21 protein-coding genes and 1 other RNA gene are annotated in these 21,378 nt (G+C 25.5%); 6 read left to right on the top strand and 16 right to left on the bottom strand.

Going from position 1 to position 21,378, the window contains the following annotated elements; translation table 11 throughout:
• Window positions 1-329: 329 nt before the first annotated feature.
• The 4 genes from QP548_RS02955 to QP548_RS02940 all read right to left on the bottom strand — a co-directional run bounded on the left by QP548_RS02955 (window position 330) and on the right by QP548_RS02940 (window position 2,711).
• Window positions 330-1,136: a RelA/SpoT domain-containing protein gene (locus QP548_RS02955; RefSeq protein WP_061428725.1), complete on the bottom strand. Its 807-nt coding sequence runs from the start codon at window positions 1,134-1,136 to the stop codon at window positions 330-332.
• A gap of 42 nt (window positions 1,137-1,178) precedes the next feature.
• Window positions 1,179-1,487 (bottom strand): DUF6483 family protein, encoded by a 309-nt coding sequence (locus QP548_RS02950; protein ID WP_003449678.1) that lies wholly within the window; start codon window positions 1,485-1,487, stop codon window positions 1,179-1,181.
• Window positions 1,488-1,544: 57 nt separating this feature from the next.
• The gene (gene msrB / locus QP548_RS02945) at window positions 1,545-1,988 is read right to left on the bottom strand and encodes a peptide-methionine (R)-S-oxide reductase MsrB (protein WP_061428726.1); all 444 of its coding nucleotides are present in this window, start codon (window positions 1,986-1,988) and stop codon (window positions 1,545-1,547) included.
• 75 nt (window positions 1,989-2,063) lie between these two features.
• A complete protein-coding gene (locus QP548_RS02940; RefSeq protein WP_061428727.1) occupies window positions 2,064-2,711 on the bottom strand; it encodes an alpha/beta hydrolase in 648 nt (215 codons plus the stop codon).
• 149 nt (window positions 2,712-2,860) lie between these two features.
• On the opposite strand from QP548_RS02940, the gene QP548_RS02935 reads away from it, so the two are divergent.
• Window positions 2,861-3,160, top strand: coding sequence for a hypothetical protein (locus QP548_RS02935; protein WP_061428728.1), 300 nt, complete (start codon window positions 2,861-2,863; stop codon window positions 3,158-3,160).
• Window positions 3,161-3,198: 38 nt separating this feature from the next.
• Here the strand turns inward: QP548_RS02935 and QP548_RS02930 are convergent, their stop codons facing one another.
• Both QP548_RS02930 and QP548_RS02925 read right to left on the bottom strand, forming a co-directional pair.
• Window positions 3,199-4,182, bottom strand: a complete 984-nt coding sequence (locus QP548_RS02930; protein WP_061428729.1) for a polysaccharide deacetylase family protein — start codon at window positions 4,180-4,182, stop codon at window positions 3,199-3,201.
• A 236-nt stretch (window positions 4,183-4,418) separates the two neighbouring features.
• A complete protein-coding gene (locus tag QP548_RS02925) occupies window positions 4,419-4,688 on the bottom strand; it encodes a hypothetical protein (protein WP_061428730.1) in 270 nt (89 codons plus the stop codon).
• Between the two features lie 102 nt (window positions 4,689-4,790).
• Between QP548_RS02925 and QP548_RS02920 the strand changes: the two genes are divergently transcribed.
• Entirely contained in the window at window positions 4,791-5,444 is a 654-nt protein-coding gene (locus QP548_RS02920; RefSeq protein ID WP_003478202.1) for a TVP38/TMEM64 family protein, read from the top strand.
• A gap of 73 nt (window positions 5,445-5,517) precedes the next feature.
• Here the strand turns inward: QP548_RS02920 and QP548_RS02915 are convergent, their stop codons facing one another.
• The 3 genes from QP548_RS02915 to QP548_RS02905 form a co-directional block, all read right to left on the bottom strand.
• Window positions 5,518-5,883 (bottom strand): hypothetical protein, encoded by a 366-nt coding sequence (locus QP548_RS02915; RefSeq protein ID WP_061428731.1) that lies wholly within the window; start codon window positions 5,881-5,883, stop codon window positions 5,518-5,520.
• A 128-nt stretch (window positions 5,884-6,011) separates the two neighbouring features.
• Window positions 6,012-7,337: a murein hydrolase activator EnvC family protein gene (locus QP548_RS02910; RefSeq protein WP_061428732.1), complete on the bottom strand. Its 1,326-nt coding sequence runs from the start codon at window positions 7,335-7,337 to the stop codon at window positions 6,012-6,014.
• Between the two features lie 202 nt (window positions 7,338-7,539).
• The gene (locus QP548_RS02905) at window positions 7,540-7,752 is read right to left on the bottom strand and encodes a hypothetical protein (RefSeq protein ID WP_061428733.1); all 213 of its coding nucleotides are present in this window, start codon (window positions 7,750-7,752) and stop codon (window positions 7,540-7,542) included.
• Window positions 7,753-7,902: 150 nt separating this feature from the next.
• Here QP548_RS02905 and QP548_RS02900 point away from each other — a divergent pair, with 150 nt between their 5' ends.
• On the top strand, window positions 7,903-8,091 hold the full coding sequence (locus QP548_RS02900) for a hypothetical protein (protein WP_061428734.1): 189 nt from the start codon (window positions 7,903-7,905) through the stop codon (window positions 8,089-8,091).
• Between the two features lie 173 nt (window positions 8,092-8,264).
• Here QP548_RS02900 and ssrS read toward each other — a convergent pair.
• From ssrS to helD, 4 genes are all read right to left on the bottom strand, one after another.
• Window positions 8,265-8,460: non-coding RNA, 6S RNA (ssrS, locus tag QP548_RS02895), on the bottom strand.
• A gap of 97 nt (window positions 8,461-8,557) precedes the next feature.
• Window positions 8,558-8,953: a hypothetical protein gene (locus tag QP548_RS02890; RefSeq protein WP_061428735.1), complete on the bottom strand. Its 396-nt coding sequence runs from the start codon at window positions 8,951-8,953 to the stop codon at window positions 8,558-8,560.
• Between the two features lie 15 nt (window positions 8,954-8,968).
• Window positions 8,969-9,226 (bottom strand): DUF1292 domain-containing protein, encoded by a 258-nt coding sequence (locus QP548_RS02885; RefSeq protein WP_003449706.1) that lies wholly within the window; start codon window positions 9,224-9,226, stop codon window positions 8,969-8,971.
• 16 nt (window positions 9,227-9,242) lie between these two features.
• The gene (gene helD, locus QP548_RS02880; protein ID WP_061428736.1) at window positions 9,243-11,534 is read right to left on the bottom strand and encodes an RNA polymerase recycling motor HelD; all 2,292 of its coding nucleotides are present in this window, start codon (window positions 11,532-11,534) and stop codon (window positions 9,243-9,245) included.
• A 523-nt stretch (window positions 11,535-12,057) separates the two neighbouring features.
• Here helD and QP548_RS02875 point away from each other — a divergent pair.
• A complete protein-coding gene (locus QP548_RS02875) occupies window positions 12,058-12,528 on the top strand; it encodes a ferritin-like domain-containing protein (protein ID WP_061428737.1) in 471 nt (156 codons plus the stop codon).
• An 81-nt stretch (window positions 12,529-12,609) separates the two neighbouring features.
• Here QP548_RS02875 and QP548_RS02870 read toward each other — a convergent pair whose 3' ends face one another.
• Window positions 12,610-13,416 (bottom strand): cation diffusion facilitator family transporter, encoded by an 807-nt coding sequence (locus tag QP548_RS02870; protein ID WP_061428738.1) that lies wholly within the window; start codon window positions 13,414-13,416, stop codon window positions 12,610-12,612.
• 268 nt (window positions 13,417-13,684) lie between these two features.
• Complete coding sequence (locus tag QP548_RS02865; RefSeq protein WP_061428739.1) at window positions 13,685-14,668, bottom strand: hypothetical protein; 984 nt, start codon at window positions 14,666-14,668, stop codon at window positions 13,685-13,687.
• Between the two features lie 141 nt (window positions 14,669-14,809).
• Here QP548_RS02865 and QP548_RS02860 point away from each other — a divergent pair, with 141 nt between their 5' ends.
• The gene (locus tag QP548_RS02860; protein ID WP_061428740.1) at window positions 14,810-15,475 is read left to right on the top strand and encodes a hypothetical protein; all 666 of its coding nucleotides are present in this window, start codon (window positions 14,810-14,812) and stop codon (window positions 15,473-15,475) included.
• Window positions 15,476-15,587: 112 nt separating this feature from the next.
• Complete coding sequence (locus QP548_RS02855) at window positions 15,588-17,513, top strand: FUSC family protein (protein WP_061428741.1); 1,926 nt, start codon at window positions 15,588-15,590, stop codon at window positions 17,511-17,513.
• Between the two features lie 439 nt (window positions 17,514-17,952).
• Here the strand turns inward: QP548_RS02855 and QP548_RS02850 are convergent, their stop codons facing one another.
• On the bottom strand, window positions 17,953-21,207 hold the full coding sequence (locus QP548_RS02850; protein WP_061428742.1) for an SNF2 helicase associated domain-containing protein: 3,255 nt from the start codon (window positions 21,205-21,207) through the stop codon (window positions 17,953-17,955).
• Between the last annotated feature and the right edge of the window lie 171 nt (window positions 21,208-21,378).

The raw sequence follows: 21,378 nt of genomic DNA, 5'->3' as shown, positions 1-21,378 counted from the left end.
TCACCCTTTCGTAAGTTTTTACTTATTCTAAGTGTGACTTTTATTAATATTATTTATTTAAATACCATTAATAAAACTCACAGTGAACTATGTTCAGTTTACTACCTAAAGCTTATAAAATCAAAGTTTGAATTTTCTTAAATTCTCCCAAAATTTATTAAAACTCCTTATTTATTTTATTTTTATTCACATTTAGTTAATATTTTGTTAACATTATATTTTCTAAAAATTAAGGGCTATATTAAAATAAAAGTATAAAACCTATAAATATTTCTTTGTTAATATTTATAAATTTTATTTACTAATTATTTTGATATAACCCATTTTAGCTATTTTAACTTTTCAATTTCTTCTTTTAAATTTCTTATTTCTTCATCTTTTTCTTTTAGCTTACTTTCATAATAATTGTCTTTATCATCTAAATTATTATTTAACATATTTATTAAGGAAGCCATTTCATCTGCACTTCCTACAATTCTATTAAAAAGTAAAAGATTAGATTTTAATATCTCTGGAATTTCATTATGAGAATATCTTAGTCTATGATCAATTTCTCCATACCCTTCCTCAAAAATAGTTCTTACTTGAATTTCTGCAATAACCTTCTGATTAGTAGGATAACATTCTACAAGATAATGAACTGATCTATATCCTGATTGTCTTGATATAACTTCAATACCAAGATTATCAAATATACTTCTATCATCTCCATCTCTTATATTTGCTGTTATTTCAATTACATTCCAAGTCTTTATTATGAAATCATGTATATCCTTCCATTGATCCTTAAATATATGTAAAACCCTTATTCCTATTAAGTCAGTTATTTCATTTTTATAGTTATCTTCATTAAAATAAAAATCTTCACCATACTTTTCTTTTCTATCTTCTGTTTTTCTAATTATTTTTTCTATTAATCTATCTGGATTTTTTATCCTTGATTTAACAGAATGAACATTTTCATTAGAACGAAGTATATTTGCTATAAAATCAGCTTGATTATAATAAGAGCCTTCAAACTTTACAAAATCCTTATATATTCTTTGTAAATCTTCAAATTTAATTTTATTTTTCTCTATATATTCTTCTACATGAGGATATTTCTTAAGAAAAACTTCTTTATTTAAACTTCTCATAACTATCTCCCCTTATTTTGATTTATTGCTATATACAGTAGACTATAAGCTATGTTTATCTATTAATCTCTTTAAATCTTCTAAACCTAAATCAATTTCCTCTTTGGAGAAATTATATTTTTTAAGTTCTTCTTCACTTTTATTAGCTAATAAGCTATACATTTTCTCTCCTATTTCATATATTTCCATAGAAGGATTTTTCTCTGCCTCTTTAAAAAGCATATCCTCAGCTTCATCAATTTTACCTTTAGATATTAATCCTCTTAAAGTTATCCAAAAGATATCATCCTTTGAATAAGTATCAGCTAAAAGAAAATCATTTTCTCCATCATTGTTTAATAAGAATCCCATTAAAACACCTACTTTTCTATTTTCTTTATTATATACTTATCTTTAAAATACTTAACTTTATTTAAAAAGCTCTAAATATTCTTCATATCCCTTTTCCTTTAATTCTTCCTTTGGAATAAATTTTAAAGAAGCAGAATTTATGCAATATCTTAATCCACCTAAATCCTCTGGTCCATCACAAAACACATGGCCTAGATGTGAATCTCCTAGTCTACTTCTAACTTCTGTTCTAATCATTCCATGACTTTTATCTACCTTTTCTTTTATTATGCTTCTATCTATTGGTTTTGAAAAGGCAGGCCACCCACAAGAAGAGTGAAATTTATCCTTTGAAGTAAATAAAGGCTCTCCTGTTGTAATATCTACATATATTCCTTCTCCATTGAAGTCCCAATATTCATTTGTAAAAGGTCTTTCAGTTCCATTTTCTTGAGTAACATAATATTCTTCCTCAGTTAAGACTTTTTTTAATTCCTCTTTTTCCTTCTTTGTATATTTCAAAATGATCACTCCATTTTTTATTTATTATTATTTTAAAATAATACTTATGTAAAATATTGTTTTAATGCTTTATATTTACATTCTTTCAAGATAATCTTTTATATTTTCAATTATTATTTCTAAAGCTTTAATACTCCTTAATACATTTCCTTTTATACATAATGAATGGCCAGCATCCTCTATTTCTAATACTCTTAGGCCTTCAGATTTTATTTTTTCCAAATTCTCTGAAGATATTAAAGTATCCTTAGTACCAGTTATTATTAATCCTTCTTTATCTAATTTCTCTTTAAAGGTTGCATTTATAGGAGTTAAATAAATATTTTTAATATGAATATTATAATTTTCCTTAATTTCTTTATCTATTCTACTTTGTAATACTGTACCTAGACTTTTACCTATAAGAATAATTCTCCTATATTTTCCTCTTCTAAGCTCTAAGGCACTAAAAATAATATCTAAACTTTCAAGTAATAATTCCCTTATATCATTTTCATCATGTCTATTGAAATCTTCCCTACTAACCTGAAAACCATATTCTATTCCTAAACAATCAAATTTCAAATCTAAAATAAGCTGTTTAGAATAATCTAAAAGTGCCTTATCTAGGGTGTACCCAAGGCCTGGTAGTATTATTGCTAAAGTATCACTTTCATTACAAATTAATTTGTTCTTAGTTCTACATTTCCACATTGATTGCTTCTCTATATTAAAACTGTTCATATTTTACTCACCTTCTTTTTAAATTCTATTATATAATTATATGTTAAATTTTTTCAAGAAAGAAAAATTTATATTTATATTTTCCACAAAGGATTTTCTATAAAATAGAAGAATATATAATATAATCTCTCTTTTAGAAAGGAGTTCTTATGAATATTGATAATATAAAAGAAGTTCAAGCCAAAAGCAACAAAATGATCTCTGAAATTCATTTTAAAGAACAATGTAGCTGGCTTAGAAATTCAAAAAAGAAAAAAGATCTAAAAAATGACTTTTCAAAAGAAATTTATGAGAACCTAAAAGATAAAAAAATGTACTTAGAATTACTTGAAAAGGAAATTAGTGATATTTTTTCTAGCAAAGATTTTTCAAGTAAAGAAAAGAAGCGTATATATGAATTAACTAATGAATCCTTTTGGAAATGGAAATTTACTATAGATAAAAAATAAAAAACATCATTAGGATTTTCTAATGATGTTTTCTTATACTATTTACTTGATTTCTCTGTATTATTTTCAGTTTTATTCCTATTATTTTCTTCCTTAGAAGTATTTTTTATAACTTTAAACTCATATCCTTCATTTTTGTAGTAATCTATTATTTGTGGTAATATTTCTACAGTTTTTTCTTTTCCTGCTGCATCATGCATAAGAATAACTACATGATTTTTTCCTTTTGATGTTTTTTTCACATAATTAAGCATTTCCTCTGTAGAATATGGTTTTCCCTCTGCATCACCATCTAGAGCGTTCCAATCAACATTTATTATTCCATTTTCCTGTAATGTATTGTCAAATTCTTTAAGAGAAGGATCTTTATAATATTTTCTTGTTCCATACCCACCTGGCATTCTTAATACCTTGCAATCAAATTCTCCTCCTAAAATACTCTTCATTATATCATTAGTCTTATTGAACTCATCCATAAAATAATCAATTTTCAGCTTATTTCCTGGGTATAATTTTTTAAAGTCATGACTATAACTGTGATTTGCAATTGCATTTCCACTTTTTAATTCTTCTTTTAAATACTCTTGTCTTTTAGCGTCTTTTTCTATACTACTTCCTAAAACAAAAAATGTTCCATGTACATCCTTATCTTTTAATATATTTAATATCTTTTCTGTTGAATTAGATGGTCCATCATCAAAGGTTAAAAATACATATTTTCCTTCACCTTTATACGTATCATTAGCCATTGCTTGTACATCTTTAGCATCAACAGCATATTTATCTGCTTCATATGTAATATTCATTCCAGGCATTACATCATCTGGATTAGGCTTTATGACCTTCTCCTGCTCTTCCTGTTCTTTATTAATTGAAGCCTTATTAGCTAAATTGCTACCTATCATTGTAACAACTTTTATTCCAACCCATAATAATATTATAATTGCTAAAACTCCTAAAAATATTTTCAAAAAATTATTTTTATTTGAGTTTCTTCTTTTAGAAAAAATCTCCTTACTCATTCTTTCCTCCTATGTTAAATTTGTATATTTTATAATTACTCCATTTCTCACTTAGATAATTATCTTTTAATTTTTTAAATTTATCATTTCAAAATAGTTACATTTTTTTAATAATTATAAAATTAATTTTAGCCTAAATATTATTATATATCAAATGAAAGTATATTTTCTAATAAAAAATAAGAATAAACTCTATTAAGATAAATTACTAAAGTTTATTCTTATGATTAAATTTATCAGCTTAAATTATTCTTAAAATACATAAGTCCATACACAGCTACTGAAATTCCTAAAAATATCAATTGAATAAAAGAAAGTCCACTTATTAAACGATTGTTGACTTTTCCATAAATAAAAATCCTTCTTAAGACTTCTATTATTAAAAATATAGTTAAAGTTTTAAGATATATTTGCTTTTTCTCTAAATATTTGCCGTAACATACATATATAAGATATATAATACAAGTTACAACAATAAAGCTTATAATAAAATCTCTATTTATCATCCTATCCCCCCTCACTAAAACTATATTTTTATTTAATTTTACAATTCTATAATTTTATTTTACAATAAAAATTGCTGAATAAATATAAAGGATGGTTTAATAATGACGAAATTTTATAAATTTTTAATTTCTATAATAATATTAGCCTTAGTTTGTCTTATATTTTTCCTTGCTAAGAGTAATATATTAAATTTAGATAGCTTAAAAAACTTAATTTTAAGTTCTGGATATTTCGCTCCACTAATTTATATAATAGCCTTTGCCTTAGTTCCATTAACTTTTTTTCCTGATTCAGTACTAGCAATCTTAGGTGGAAGTATATTTGGACTAGGAGGAGGATTCTTATATACAAGTATTGGTGCTTTAATAGGAGGAAGTATATCTTTCTTTATTTCTAGAATCCTTGGTCAATCCTTTGTGGAAAAGTTTGAAAATGATAAACTTAAAAACATACAAGAATTATTAAAGGACAATGGATTTTTAATGATTCTACTTTTAAGATTAATCCCTCTTTTCCCCTTTGATTTAATAAGCTATGGAGCTGGTCTTACTAAAATATCATATAAAGACTTTGCTTTAGGTACTTTAATAGGAACTATTCCTGGCATATTAGTTTTTGTAAATTTAGGAGCTCAATGGATTACTTTTAACAAAACAAGTATATATCTATCTGTAAGTCTATTAATATTATTTATAATAGTATCTGTGTTCTTAAAGAAAATTTATATAAATAAGCATTTAGCAAAAGATAATTAAATCTTTTTTACAAAATAAAAATAGTCCAAGGATTTTTTCTTCCTAGGACTATTTTTATATTTGTAAAAACCTTTTATAAATCTTTATAATTACTTATGTTTATTGGTTCTATATTATTTTGTCTTGCCCATCTGTTAAACATATTAAACACATGTTTTTCATCTAATTTTTCTCTTAATAAATTTTCCTCTTCTTTATTACAAGCTAAGTATTCTTTAAATAAACTCTTCTTATCATCTGATAAGGATCTTATAAACTCTTCTCTCTTTTCTGCTGATATATTATTAAACTGATTTTTAAAGTCAAAATTAAAATCCTTTCCTGCCTTTCCATTAGTATCTTTAGAAAAACTCTTAAATACCATTTTTATTTTATACATTGACTCAAATAATAATCCTACAGCAAATAATATTATTCCTACTAAAATTAAAGCTTTCACCTAATCATCTCCAAACTAAATTTTTATTTAAACTATATTAAGTAAAAAGGAGCATATTAAAATTTAACTCCAAAGAAATTCTATCATAGTTTTCTTTGTAAATATAATTTTAATACACTCCCTCTAAATTAACTTATATAATTCATAGGATTTACCCATTCACCATTTATCATTATACCAAAATGAAGGTGAGGTCCTGTACTATATCCTGTTGATCCTACATAGGCAATTACTTGTCCTTGTGATACATGCTGACCAGCTTGTACAGCAAGTCTAGATGAATGTCCATATAAAGTACTTGTTCCATCTCCATGATCTATTATAACCATATTACCATAAGCAGTATTCCATCCTGCTTCAACAACAGTACCTGACTTTGATGCAAGAATAGGTGTTCCATAAGATGCTCCTAAATCTGCCCCTGTGTGGACACTTCTTTTTCCTGTAACAGGATGCACTCTAGGTCCAAAGGGATCTGTAACTCCACCTGGAGCTGGTCTCATAAATCCACTTGAGGAATTAGCCTTTGTCTCTGAACTTCCTTCATTACTAGATGAACCTGATTCTTGACTACTTTTATTGTTTGTACTACTTTTACTATTATTATCACTATTTACCTTAACACTTTTTTTCTCATTAATTAAATTATTTATATAATCTTTAAGATTAGCATTATCTTCTTCGTAACTATTAATTTCATCTAATACTGTTCTTTCTTTTTCACTTAAGCTATTTATTTCAGCTTGCTTTTGCTCTTCTAAAGAATTTAATTCATTTAATTGAGATTGATACTGACTTACTAAGGTATCATATTCTTTCTTCTCATTTTCTAACTTAGTTTTTTTACTTGATAAGTCTTCTTCTTGACTTTTTAATTGAGATTCTTCACTTTTTAATTCACCTTGAACCTTCTTTATATCATCAATTAACTTATTATCTGTGTCCACCACATATTTTATGCTTGATACATTACTTATAAAGTCCCCTACATTCTTTGATTCAAGCATTATGTATAAAAACTGATTACTTAAATTAGATTTATAAGCACTTCTTATTCTACCTGAAAGTATTTCTTCTTTTTCTTGTTCTTCTTTTTTCTTCTTATCTATATTGCTTTGAATATCAGTGATTTGCCCTTGAAGTTTATCTATACTATCTTTTAAGGAATCAATATTGCCTTTATATTCATCAACTTTCTTTTGTGAAGTAAGTAACTTTTGATTTTTATCAGCTACTTGTTTTTGTATTTCATCTAATTTACTTTGAGATTTACTTTTCTCAGCATTTATATCACTTTGTTTATCTTTAAGATCATTTATTTTATTCTTATTATTATCAATTTCTTGTTGAGCTTCTTCTGTAGTCTTAGCTTGTACAATATTATTGCTATTTATTGAAACTGCAAAGATCATTGATATACTAAGTATAATTGCAGTTAATTTTCTCTTGTTCATAATATTCACCTATTTCTTTAAATATATTATTTTACTAAAACACTACACATCAACATATTATACACCATAAAAATAATTTTGTTAATATAATAAGTATATATAGTAAATTTAATTAATATTTGTTTAATTCTACTTTTAAAAAGACTATACAAAAACATACTTTGTCTAAGTAATATGCTTTTATATAGTCCTTAATTATAAATTAAAATTTTTCATTTTTTATTTCATCATCTATAAGCTCTTGTAGAGTTTTAAATTTACTTTTTCCATTTAAATAATGTTTTTTTATACTATCTTCCATTTCTGATAATGAAACTTCAGCATAAAACTCTTCTTCCTTGAAATCATGTTTCATTCTTTCATATATTCTTTTTATTATATTTTCTCTATCTTTATTGCTTATTTCTTTGCTCATAATCATTCACTCCCTAGATAAGTTAATAATTTATTCATAATTATATTATACACATGGACTAAAATATATCAAAGTAATTATTAAAATTATTCACCAAATCTTCTATTTAAATCTATACTATTACTAGATTTTAAACTTAGGAGGTTTTTTATGAGTAAATCTGCTTGGGACTATACATTAGAAGTTTTATCCTTAATGGGCGATATTGATTATTACAATGATTTATTAAGTAAAAATCTTAATCGGAAAGATAGAGAAATCTATTCTAAAAAAGTAGACTCACTAGAAAGTAAATTCTTTTCTTTAAAAGAAAAGCTAAAAAATACATCAATTTTTTAAAAAGGTAGCTCTTTAAGCTACTTTTTTTAATTATATAAAAAAGTTTATACTTTAAATTTAATTTATATAATTTAAAATCTAAGACTTATTTTTATACATATATAGAAAAAATAATTGAGTAAAGTAAAGAAAAAAAGGTCCAACAAAAGTTGAACCTTTAAACAAACTCAATTAATGTTCCCAAATATGCCGTCACACTTACAATTTTATACCTGCCTCTCGCAGGTGGGTTTTACGCAAACTAACTCGACCATCTTCCGTCACAAAAGTGAAGTAAAACTTGAAGCCCGATTTCATTAGCTGTTTTGCAAATCCCGTATTAATCATGTAGGTTAAAATTAATAAGCTTCGCGTACATCTCAGGATTAATCATGTTTTTATTATAACACAAGATATAAAAAAATCAACATTGAATTTTTAGAATATTTTTACTATTAAGATAGTTTTAGTTAAGTATTTGCTTAAACTACTTTAATTCATCTAAAATATCATCTATTTCTAGTTCTTCATCCTCTGGTAAGAACACAGCTAAGAACTGTTTTCCTGAATAATTGCTAGCTTCTATTTCATATCCTTCAGCTTTAGCTATTATTTCAAAGTCTTCCATAACTTCTTCTAAAATCTCTTCAACACTATCTGTTGCAATATCATCTAAATATGGAATAACACCTTCCACAATCCATGGATTACTATCTTCTTCATAGTCTGTTTCATCATTTGCACAAGCTTTAGCACCTTGTATTTCTATATCTTCAAAATCATAATAAAATTTAAGAGCTAATCTATCCTCTTCTGAAGAAACTTCCTCTATTTCTGTTAATCCATTAGTAGATAAAAAATTTATTATTCTATACTTCTCCATAATATTTACCTCTTTTTAGTATAATAACTTCTTATATTCTTTTTTTACTAATCTAAATTCTTCATCATCTTCAACTAAGTTATATTCAACTGAATCATTTACTTTATCAACTCTGAAAACAAAGTCATCAGCTTCATCTCCGTTACCTTCTACTGGTGAAAGAACTATATATTCTTTTTTATTCTTTTCTCCTAAATATATTTTAGCAACAACCTCAAATTCAACTTTATTTCCCTCTTCATCTCTAAAAGCCATTATTTGTTTTTCTTCCATTATTTCTCCTCCTAAATCAACCTATTAAAGGTGATTTTTCCTCTTTATAAAATATATATTCATAATGTAACGCTCTAGTTAAAACCACATAAAGAAGTTTCTTATCTATTTCATTATCATTATAATTTTCTTTATTTAAATTATAAACTATAGTGCAGTCAAATTCTAATCCTTTAGTAAGATATGATGGTATAATTATTAAGTTCAAATCAAACTCTTTTTGATCATCTTTAATTAATTCAAAGTCATAATTTGAATATTTCTTAACTAAGGTTCTTATCTTCTTACATTCATCAAGGGTTTTACCAACTATAGCTATTGAAGTTTTTCCTTCATCTTTTACTTTTTTAACTATGTTATCTAATCTTTCACAAAATTCTTTTGCATTATTAAACTCAATTTCCTCTGGAACCATTCCATGTCTTAAAACTGGCTTTGCTGGCTCTTCATAGGTATTTTGTTTAACTAAAACCTTATTTGCATAATTTATTATTTCTACTGTACTTCTATAGCTTTGACTTAAATGCTTATACTCTGCATTTTCATCATAAACTAATTTAATAGCTTCTTTCCAATCATTAATGCCTTTAAATGAATATATTCCCTGACCAATATCTCCAACTATTGTTAAAGACTTTCCTGAAGCCATCATAGACATAACATATAGCTGTAGCATAGAATAATCCTGAGCCTCATCAATAACAATATGTTTTAATAAGCTGCTTTCTTCTATGCCTTCTATTCTAAATTTTAAATAAAGCATAGCTGCTAAGTCATCTGAATCTATTATTTTTTTATCTATATTATTAGCCAAATTTTCTCTCATATATTCAGCCAACTTATCTGGTATTTTTCCTGCTGTTACTTCATTAAAAATATCCTTGTTTTCAAAGAAATTTTTATAAACATTAGTTGTATCTATACCCTTCCATCTATTGAAATATTCATTAAATTCTTTTTTAGCCGATTTCTTTATTTCTTTTTTATGATTATCTCTCTCATCATAAAGCTCTATAAGTTTTTCTCTTCTTTCCTTAGAATCTTCCATACTTTTTTTAAGTCTAGCTATTCTATACTCATACTGAAAATCAACCTTATCTAAAACCTTACTTACCTTTTCTCCTAATTTCTTAGAGAAATAGTTTTTGATTTCATCCTTTCTCTTGTTAACAGGATATTTTATTAAATCCTTTAAGAATAATCTTTTTATCTCCTTTGAATCAAAAACTGAATATCCACAAATTCTTATATTATCTATATCGCTATCTTCTCTTTCAAGAATTTGAATATATCTATCTAACATTTCTTTAAATAATATAGAACCTTTTATTTTGCTATCATTCATCATATATTTATTTTTTTCTAAATCATTTTCTAAAATTTCTACTAATTTTTTATCCTTAGTTATAACTTTACCTTTTATACCTAACTTTTTTAAGGCTAGTTCCTCAAAAGTTTTTTGTTCAACCTTATCTACTCCTAAGTTAGGCAACACTTCAGAAATATAATCTAAAAATATTTTATTTGGTGCTACAACCAAAATATCTTCTCCAGTTATGGTTTCCTTATATCTATATAATAAATAAGCCAGTCTATGAAGAGCTACAGTGGTTTTTCCTGAACCTGCTGACCCTTGTATTATTAAAGGTGAATTTTTAGGTGCTCTTATTATATCATTCTGCTCTTTTTGTATAGTAGCTACTACATCTTTTAATTTAGTACCTGTGCTATTTTCTAAATTAATTCTAAGGAATTCGTCTATTAATCCATCCCCTTCTTCATCAAGACCAGATTTTAAAATAATTTCATTAATTCCCTCATCAAAACATTCCTTTAAGCTATGCTCATCATCAAAAAGAAATTTTCTCTTTAAACTAAGCTCACCCTCAATAACCCCAATAGGTGCCTTATAATATGCCTCCCCTTGAGTACCACTGTAATAAAGATCAGCTAGTGGAGCTCTCCAATCTATTACCTTTTCTTCTCCTTCTAGCATATCTCCAAGTCCGCATTTACCTATATAAAAACTTTCAAAATCTTTTCTATACTCCCTAAAATCTATTCTTGCAAAGTATGGCTTATTATAAGCTTCTTTAAATTTTTCTTCTTCCTTTGATAAAAAGTCTACAGACTTCTTAACTATTTCTATTTCTGGATCATAGGCTCCCTTAGATTTCTTATTTAAAGCGTCTAGTTTTTCATTAGCTTTTAACTTTTCACCTTCTAATCTTTCCTCTTCACTTTCAATCCACCTTTTAGTTTCTGAAAGGACTTCTCTCTCATAAGTTAAAATCTTATTATCACTCATAATAAATACCTCCCTCACTAAATAGTCCCGTTTAATTTCTCATTTAAATCATAAATAATAAAAAATAATTTATAAAACAAAAAATTTTAATTTATAAAATATACCTTAAAAAAGGTGTAAAAGACTACTTCATTATTATTTACTAACAATGTAAGTCCTTTTACACCTTTATTTCACGAAATATGTCTTAATCATTTAAATTCTTCTATAACCCTAATTCATTTAACTAAAATCATATTAAAGATAGAACATATTTTTAGGTATAATCAATTTATTTTCCTTCATAAAGTCATTATTATAACTTGCCTACATCATATTGTTAATTATATTAGATTTTATTATTAAGTTCAATTATATTTTCTATTACACAATCTAATCTACTCTAAAATAATAACCTTATTAATTAACCTTTACTAAAAACAATATTTTAAAATATTAATATAAAACTAAGAATTTCTTATTTAAAATAAATTTTTCTAATTATTTTTTTATAAAAGGACAAAATAAAGTAGAGGTGATATTCATGGAAAAAATTACAGATAGAACTCCTAGTGAAGCTTTAAACGATAATCTTAAGGGGCTTTATATGGGAATGGATATTTTTAAACGTTACGAAAAAAAATGTAAGTCTAATGACCTTAAAAATTTACTTAATGATGTTATAAATCTTTACTCTAAGGAAGCCTGTGAACTTTCAAGCAAAATCTCTGCTCTTGGTGATTCCCCAGCTTCAAATGTTGGAATTCTTGGAAAAGCTTCTGAGGCTATTTACAATATAAAAACTGTTACAGCTGATACAGATAGTGAAATTCTAGAGGAAAGCATAAAAGCTTTTAAGACAGGTATAATTATGTTTCAAAAGTTTTTACATGAAAAAGAAGATCAATTAGATAAAGAATCAATTAACCTAGTAAAAAATATGATACAAGAAAATGAAGAGCTTAGTAAAAAATTAAATGAGTATTCAAGCCCTCATCAAGCTAACTTTTTCTAAATAAACAAGGCTATATAAATAGCCTATAAATTAAACTTATAAATTATTTATTAAACTATTTATAAGTTTTAATTTAAGCTTTTATATAGCCCACTTTTTATCCTTAGTAAAGGATACATTTAACCATTTTTCATAATTTATATGTGATAAAGAATTAAATATTTTTTCTCTTAACCTATCCATTTCATCTAATGCTTTAATATTAGATTCTTCATTATATATAAAATCTATTTCTATTCTTAAATCATTTCCCGTTTTAGATACTCTTGTAATAGCCTCTTCAAAATTATATTCTCTCTCTATTCCCTCTACAAGTTTATCTATTTCTAAAGTTATACTATCATCAGCCTTAAACTCTAAAATTTCTTTTAATCCATCACTAAAAGATTTTATAGGCATTTTTATAAATACTGATGAACAAACAATAACCATTAATGGGTCTAAGTATTTATTAAACCAAATAAATTCTGTATGCTTAATTATATTTGCTATTAAAAATCCTACTAAAACTCCTAGGCTTAATAAAGTGTCCATTAACCACTGACTACTTTCTACATTTACTAAACTTGAGTTAATAGCTTTTCCTTTTTTCTTTAAGAAAAAATATACAATTCCACACCCTAAAGTTGATATTAGGGCATATATTAAGGCATACCCATATTGAACTTCATTACCACCAGCTATTAACTCTTTAATAGAGCCTGTAAGTGAATATATACACATAATAAAAATTGCTAAGGATTTGATTATTACTATTAAAGGTTCTATCATCCTCTTACCAAAGGGATACTTCTCATAATCTTTTTTATTTATATAAATACTTCCCATTAGGGCTAGTAATGATAAAATCACACCACCTAGTGAGTACATTCCATCAAATAAAATCATCTCTGACTTTACAGTTCATCCCCATGCTATTCCTAACACAGCAAAAAACAATGTTCCTAATGTAGATATCTTAAGCAAATAACTTTCCGTCCCCATAAATTTCACCTCAAAATAAACCTTCTAATAATATTTTATGGTTTTTTTCAAGGAAATTCACTAACTAATAAGTCTTAAATATGACACTATTACATTATCTTTGCCTTGTATAAAATTTAGTATAAAACATTTTAATCACTATTTCACATCAGAAAGCTACTTTTAAAAATAACTATTTATTTAACCTAAGACTATATTCAATATTTTCTTTTAATATTAGAGCTTTTTCCTTTGAAGGATAAGGGTATTGAAAACTTAAATTCATATTTATTGATTTTAAAGCTCCAATTAAGTCTTTTGTTAATAACTGTGCTTTAGCTAAGTAATACCAATATATTGATGATGAATCAAATTTCACACATTCATTATAGTATTCAACTAAATCTTCATAAATATTTTTTGTATCAATTGAAAAATCTTTTTTATTGTTTATTTCTTTACTTCTATTATTTTGATTTATAGAAGTTCCCTTTAAAATTACTGTTTGATCAATTATATTAAAAGAATTATCTTTCCACCTTAATTTACTTTCAATTAAACATATATTATCTGTAGAAGCTTGACCTATAACCTTTTGTATAATGCTTATATTAGCAACTTCACTTCCTATAGGATAATATGAGTTACATCCCCATACACTACTTATATTTGCTTTTTCCTTTCCTTCTTTTACTTTTCCATCTCCGTAATATACAAAGTCTAGATAATATTTAAAATTCTCTTTTATATCAACAATATATTTTTTATTTCTTTCATAGTTAAATACCTCAACTTTATAATCATCTCTATAAAAGGCACTTACTTTATTTTTCTCGTAGAAATCATTGGTATTAAATATCTCCTTTAATTCATTATTCTCATAAGTAAGAATTTGTCCCTTAACACATCCCCCAAAACAATCACCTATGGATCTTATAAATATATCTAATTTATTTGGATCCTTAAAGTGTTCCAAATGAACTTCAAAATTATAATTATTTTCTTCCAATTCATACTTTACAACCCTTTCGGAATTTCCCTCTTTAATAAGTAACCAATGTCTATTTAAACATTGATTAAAGGCACAAGACATAATATAAACTTCGTCATTAATACCATCACCAGTAACATCACCTGATTTGTAATCTATTATTTTTTCATTATTATTTTCAAGCATATTAACTCCAAATTATATCGTTATAATATTATTTTATCTTCTCTTTCCTTATCTGTTACTTTCATTTGAAAACAAGTGAAATTTAAATTAATTTAGTTTATAATTGAATTAATAAACTCTTATAGATTGGAGATAATTAACATGACTAAAAAGAAAAATAAACTTTTTATAGTTATATTATCAATATTAATTTTAATATTAGCTTGTTTTTTTGGAGTAAAAATGGTTTATAAATCATATTTTGCTCCTAAAGTACCTGTAACCTCAATGAATTCCAACATAGAACTTAATGATTGGAATTTAATAAAAAAATTCCTTCCTAACAACATAAATCTTTCTTTAAAAGAAATAAATGTTAGCTCTACAACTGAATTTTCTGATTCTGAATTAACAGATTTATTTATACTAGCTTTACGTGAAGAACCTGATGCAATAAAAGATCTTACAGGATTAAAAGTAGATATAGAAAATGATGATATTAATATTTATGTAGATATAAACTATAAAGATATACCTTTCCAAGGAAAACTTACCTTTACAGCTCAAAGCAAGGATGGTAAAGGAATATTCCACTATAAAGAAGGAAAGGTTGGTTTTATTGATATTTCTAAGGATACTATCTTTAAAAACCTAAAAGATAATTCAATACTTTCCTTTGACAAAAATAATGGAGATATAATCCTTTCTTTTAAGGATATAATAAAATATCTTCAAATAAAATCTATAAAGGTAGGGGATAATAAAATAGTAATAGTATTTAATGGTACTATTCCGTTACTTAGCTCAATCTTTCCAAACCTAAATTAAAAAATGGCTTTATCAAAAGGTATTTTGATAAATGCCTTTTTTTAATTTCAAACATAAATTTATATATTAAGTGGAATAATAGATTTATTATATATTAGTTTAGGTGATGTTTATGATTGATAAAGTTATAAAGAAATACAATTTAGATGTGGATTCAATGAAACGTGAAGGGACAATTGCCTTTTTAACATTTTTAGCCTCTTGGATATTCTTTGGAATCAATAATGCAATCTTAGCATATCCAATAGCTTTAACCTCCTCAATTCTTTTAAAAGAAAATTTTAAAATAAATCCCTTAGAAAAAACTATAAGACTTTTGTTTTTATATTGTTTTATAGTTGTTTTATCATTTTTAGCCTCAAGCAACTTTATATTAGGAATTATAATAAATTTCTTCACCATATTTTTTATAGCCTATAAGCTCTCAGTTGCCTATACCCCTTTATTATACAAACCATTCTTAATGTTATATGTATTTACTTATTTTTATAAGGTAGACTTTCAAGGCTTACCTAGAAGATTATTGTCTATTTTCTTTGGCTTTAGTTTAATAATAATCTTTCACTTATTTTTAAACAAGCTAAGTTATAAATCATTAATAAAAGATAACATAAATAAATCTTTACTTTTATTAGAAAGCCAAGTAGATAACCTTATTTTTAGAAGTTATAATTTAGATTTGCAGCAATCTATCTCTAAAGAACTTACTACTATTTGTTATAACCTTTATACTACTAGAAAAAGAAAAATTTTAACTAATAATTTAGGCAGTATTCAATTTAAAATATATATAATATTAGAAAACTTAAACTTAGATTTATATAATCTAAATAAGCTATACTCAAAACTTAATTACAATAGTGCCCTAATTAAATCATTTTTAAAGGAATTAAAAAAATCTATAAATATTTTAAGATTATATTTAAATGATGAGATTTCTTATTATGAAATAGATAAACAACTGTATAGATTAACTAGATTTCATGAAGATTTACCTGATCAGTTCACTTTTTTTCATGACTTATCTATTTCAGTAACCAATCTTTATTTGTATTTAGCTGATATGACTACTCTTGAAGAAGGTGAAGGATACAAAAGCTATGATTTATGGAAAAATACAGATAAAAACCAATTTAAATTTAGAGATTCTCTACATTTTGGTACAATAAAATTTAATTTTGCCCTAAGGATCTCCTTAACCTTAAGTCTTGTGTTACTTCTTAGCTATCTATTTGATTTTACTAAAATGAGTTGGCTTGGAATAACTATAATGTCCATAATGCAACCTTATTATGAAGAGACCTTAAATAAAAGTAAAGACAGATTAAAAGGAAATCTTTTAGCCATTTTCCTTGTAATTATTATTTTAAACTTGTTTCAAAGCCAAGTTGTGCATATTATTGTATTAGTTTGTAGCCTGTATCTAACCTATGGATTTAAAAGCTATTATAAGCTTTCTCTCTTTACTGCCATCTCTGCTATTTGCATGGCATCTCTTAGCTATGGAGTTAATACCTTAGCTATTTTTAGAGTTTTTTATTTAGCTTTAGGTATATTAATAACCTTCTTAGCTAATAAGTTTTTATTTCCTTATAACTTAGATCAAGGGCTAAAGGAATTAAGCCTTAAATTAATAAAATATGTAAATATATTAGCAGAAGATCTAATAAAAAACCCTTCAAAAAATGAAGAGGAAATAATAAATTTAACCATCCATATAAAGCTTATGTGTAATAAGCTTACACTTAGAAATATTCAAAAAAAAGATAAGGATATAAATAGATTAATACTCTTAACTGAAAATCTTACTGCTTCTTTAAGCTACTATACCCTTTTAAAGAAAGATTTAGGATTAGTATGTGGAATAAATAAAGATGAGTTAATTAAGCTTCAAAGTAAATTGCAATATTCCCTTAAAGAAAAGGTGCCATTAATAGATATAATAAACCTATTAGACTCAACAGTTGATTCTCTTATTAATTGTCCTTACTCTAGAAAAGTAATTTATAATCCTGCCTCTAATGGGTTCATATATTAATTAAAGCTTATTTCTTAAGTAACTATCTCATTATAAGAACACTTAGAATAAAATTTATAATGAGATAAAAAACTTATTTATGTGATTAAATTATAAGTGCATATAAAATTAAACTATAAACCTTAATAATATTATCTTAATTTTATTTGATTACATAAAAATATAAGAGCTTATATGAAGCTTAATAAAACTTACAAATTTAAAATTAGTAAAAATTATTTTTATACTCTTTGTAAGTTTTATTCATAAGCTATTTTCATATACGCTCTTTTTTTATATTAGTAAACTTTATTATTTTAAATTATTTATAGGGCTCATTATTAACTATATACCTAACATTCCAATACAGGTTTCACCACTATGATCAGTTCATTATTAACTATATACTAAACCTTAGCGTTTCTTAAATCACCTAAATTTATTATCTTATAGTTTATTATTAACCTAAATAATCTACTTTGAATAAATCCATTAACTCTTCTTCACTTAAAGTATTAAATGTACTTCCTGCTCCTAATTCTCCCTCTTCAATAATCTTAGAAATCAATTCCTTCTTCTCCTCTTGAAGAGCTACTACCTTTTCCTCAATAGTTCCTTTAGCTATTAATTTTATAACCTCTACTACATTTTTTTGTCCCATTCTATGGGCTCTATCCGTTGCCTGATTTTCTACTGCTGGGTTCCACCAAGGATCAAAATGAATTACAATATCTGCTGAAGTTAAGTTAAGTCCTGTTCCCCCTGCTTTTAAACTTATTAAAAATACTGAGTTTTCACCCTCATTAAATTCATTAACCATATTTATTCTTTTCTTAGATGAAACACTTCCATCTAAGTAACTAAAAGAAATTTTTTCTTCCTTAAGTCTACTACTTATATTTTTTAATACTGAAGTAAACTGTGAAAACACAAGGATTTTATGCCCTTCTTCTATTCCTTGATTTAGTATTTCAACTAAAGCCTCTATTTTAGCACTTTCCCCCATATAATCATTTATTGTTATAGCAGGGTCTAAGGCTAATTGTCTAAGTTTAGTTATATAAGATAATATTTCTATTTTACTCTTATTAAACTCCTCTGCATCCTGTTTCTTTTCCATAATTGATAAGGCATTATTAGCATATATTGAATATACCTTTTTCTGATCTTCTCCTAAATCAACTAAGTGCATCTTTTCAATCTTATCAGGTAATTCTTTTATAACATCTTTTTTCTTTCTTCTTAGTATGAAAGGTTTTATAAGGCTATGTATTTCACTTAATACTTCTTCACTTTCATTTAATTTTTTATAATATCTAACAGTGAATCTTTTTCTATCATAAAGATATCCTGGCATTACAAAATCAAAAATAGACCAAAGTTCCATAAGAGAATTTTCCATAGGGGTACCAGTTAAAGCAAATTTATATTCTGAATTAACCTCTTTAACAGCTTCAGAATTTTGAGAATCTGGGTTCTTAATAGCTTGCGCTTCATCAATAAAGCAATAATCAAAGTTTATCTTCTTATATTCCTCTAAATCTCTTTTTAATAAGTTATAGGTAGTTATAATTACATCCTTACTCTCTATATCTCTTAAAGCTTCTTCTCTCTTATCCTTGCCTTCATTTAATACCTCCACAACTAAATCAGGTGCAAATTTATTGAATTCTTCTTTCCAGTTATATATTAAGGAAGTGGGTGCTACTACTAGTGTTTTCTTTCCCTTATTAGAAAGAATAAAGGTAATTGCTTGAAGGGTTTTTCCAAGTCCCATTTCATCTCCAAGAATTCCTCCTAAGCCTAAATGCTCTAAAGTTTTAAGCCAATTGTATCCAAACTTTTGATATTCTCTAAGATTAGCCTTAAGATCCTTAGGAACTTCAAAGGACAGTTTATTTATATTTTTAAATTTACTTTTCAATTCATTTAACTTCTTTTTCCCCTTAATATATCTAATACCCTTCTCTTCTATGTAATTAGCTATATATAATGCCCTACTATTATTTATTTCTAGGCAATTTTTCTCTAAATCTCCATTATCCACTGAATCTAATAACTTTAAAAATTGCTTTAATTCTAGTTCTTCTAAATCAAGAAATTCTCCACTTTTAAGTTTAAAAAACTTTAAATTCTCCCTAAAAGCCCTAAGTATTTCTCTTGTTTCCTCACTAGGTATATCTCCTATTTTAAAGTCAAACTCAAAATAATTATATCTTCCTGGTTTAATGTCTCCCTTTATCCCCTTGCTTCCTAAGCTTTTTATACCTTTAAAGTTTTCTGAATAATACACTTCTCCATACTCTTGTAATTTGCATACATCATATTTAAAAAAGCTAAATATATATTCATCTCCTAAATAGAAATAAAACTTTTTATTTATCTCTTCAAGGCTAAATCTCTCAATTAAGGCAATTACTTCTTTTTCTTTTTTTATATCTCTATATATTATTTTTTCCTTACAATCATCAAATATATTAAATTCATAAGAACCATATTTTACTTTTAAGGTTAAAGTTACTTCTTTCCCCTCTTTATCAAAGTAAAAATTAAATTTTACAGGCTCTAAAACCGTCTTATTCATTATATTTTTAGAAAGAACTACATTCTCAGTTAAATCTCTTAAGGAAGGTATTAGCTTTCTAAATACTCTTTCCTCTTCACATTTATCAATCTTTATAACCTTTCCCTCTGAAAATATATCTAAATAATTCTTTATTTTATAACAAAAATCTTTTTTAGGAATATATATATTAGTTCCATATAAGAATACATCAGCTCTATCTCCTAAAACCTTAGGCATTCCGTTTAAGGAGCTCAGTTCAAAATTATTTTTTGAATCCTTTAGAGAAAAATCTATTGGAACATCTTCAAAAAGCACTTCACTTTCTACTGCTCTATAAAAAAATCCTTCATTTAAATAAATTCTATGATTTTTTATAACACAAAAAAAATCTCTTACTAAATAATTAGGTATCTTTATGCTTTTACCCTCTATAAATGTATCTCTATTTCTTAAGAAGCTTTTTATTGGCTTTTCTATCTCTTTTAAGCTTTCTATAAACTCTATTAATTCCCTATCCTTAGTACTTAACTTTTGTTCCCTTATATCAAAAGTAAAAACCTTACTATATTTAATAGGAATTCTGTTATAGTAAGCTACTAAAAACTGCTCAATATCCTTTAATATATAAAGTTTATTTGAACTCATGGACTTAGTTCCTATTTTAAACTCTGCTAATATGCTATTGCTCCACTCATTTTTATTTATATAAACTTCTATTTTCAACTCTTCTTTATCTGTTTCCTCTTGAAGAATTAAATCTAAAATTTTATTTTCTTTCTTCTTAGCAAATAAGTTTTTATCCTCTTCAAACTCTTTTTTCTTAGCTAACTCTCCTAAAGCTTTATAAAAAGTGGCTACTAAATGCTTGCAACAATAATTTTCCTTACTAAACTCATGTTTTTCATAATCAGTACAGGTACAATATGTTGATAAAATCCCTCTAGTTCTAATATCTATCTCTAATTTCGTACTATATTTACTAAATAATTGTTCTGAAATCACTATTCCATTAACGGCCACTAAATCTTCTTCGTCTTCTATTTCTATAGATTCCACAAGATCGTTGCTTATTATTCTTTGTCCCTTAGCATAATTTCTTCCTGTAGTTTCTTCTTTAAACCTTTGTAACAATAAATCTTCAACTAACATATTTACTCCTCTATTTAAGTGCTTCATATCTTATAATTATAACATAAATTTATTTTCTCTGAAAAACTATGTTAACTTTACTTTTTACAAAACTTATTTTTAAGTAAAATGAAAAAAATAAAAATGAGACTGTATCAAACTAGCTTTTAATAAGACTTATAAACAATATGA

Source organism: Clostridium sp. UMB9555A (genome assembly GCF_030222355.1).
Lineage (GTDB): Bacteria > Bacillota > Clostridia > Clostridiales > Clostridiaceae > Sarcina > Sarcina perfringens.
Note: the sequence above shows the minus strand (reverse complement) of the source record. Positions and strands in the feature narration are given on the sequence as shown.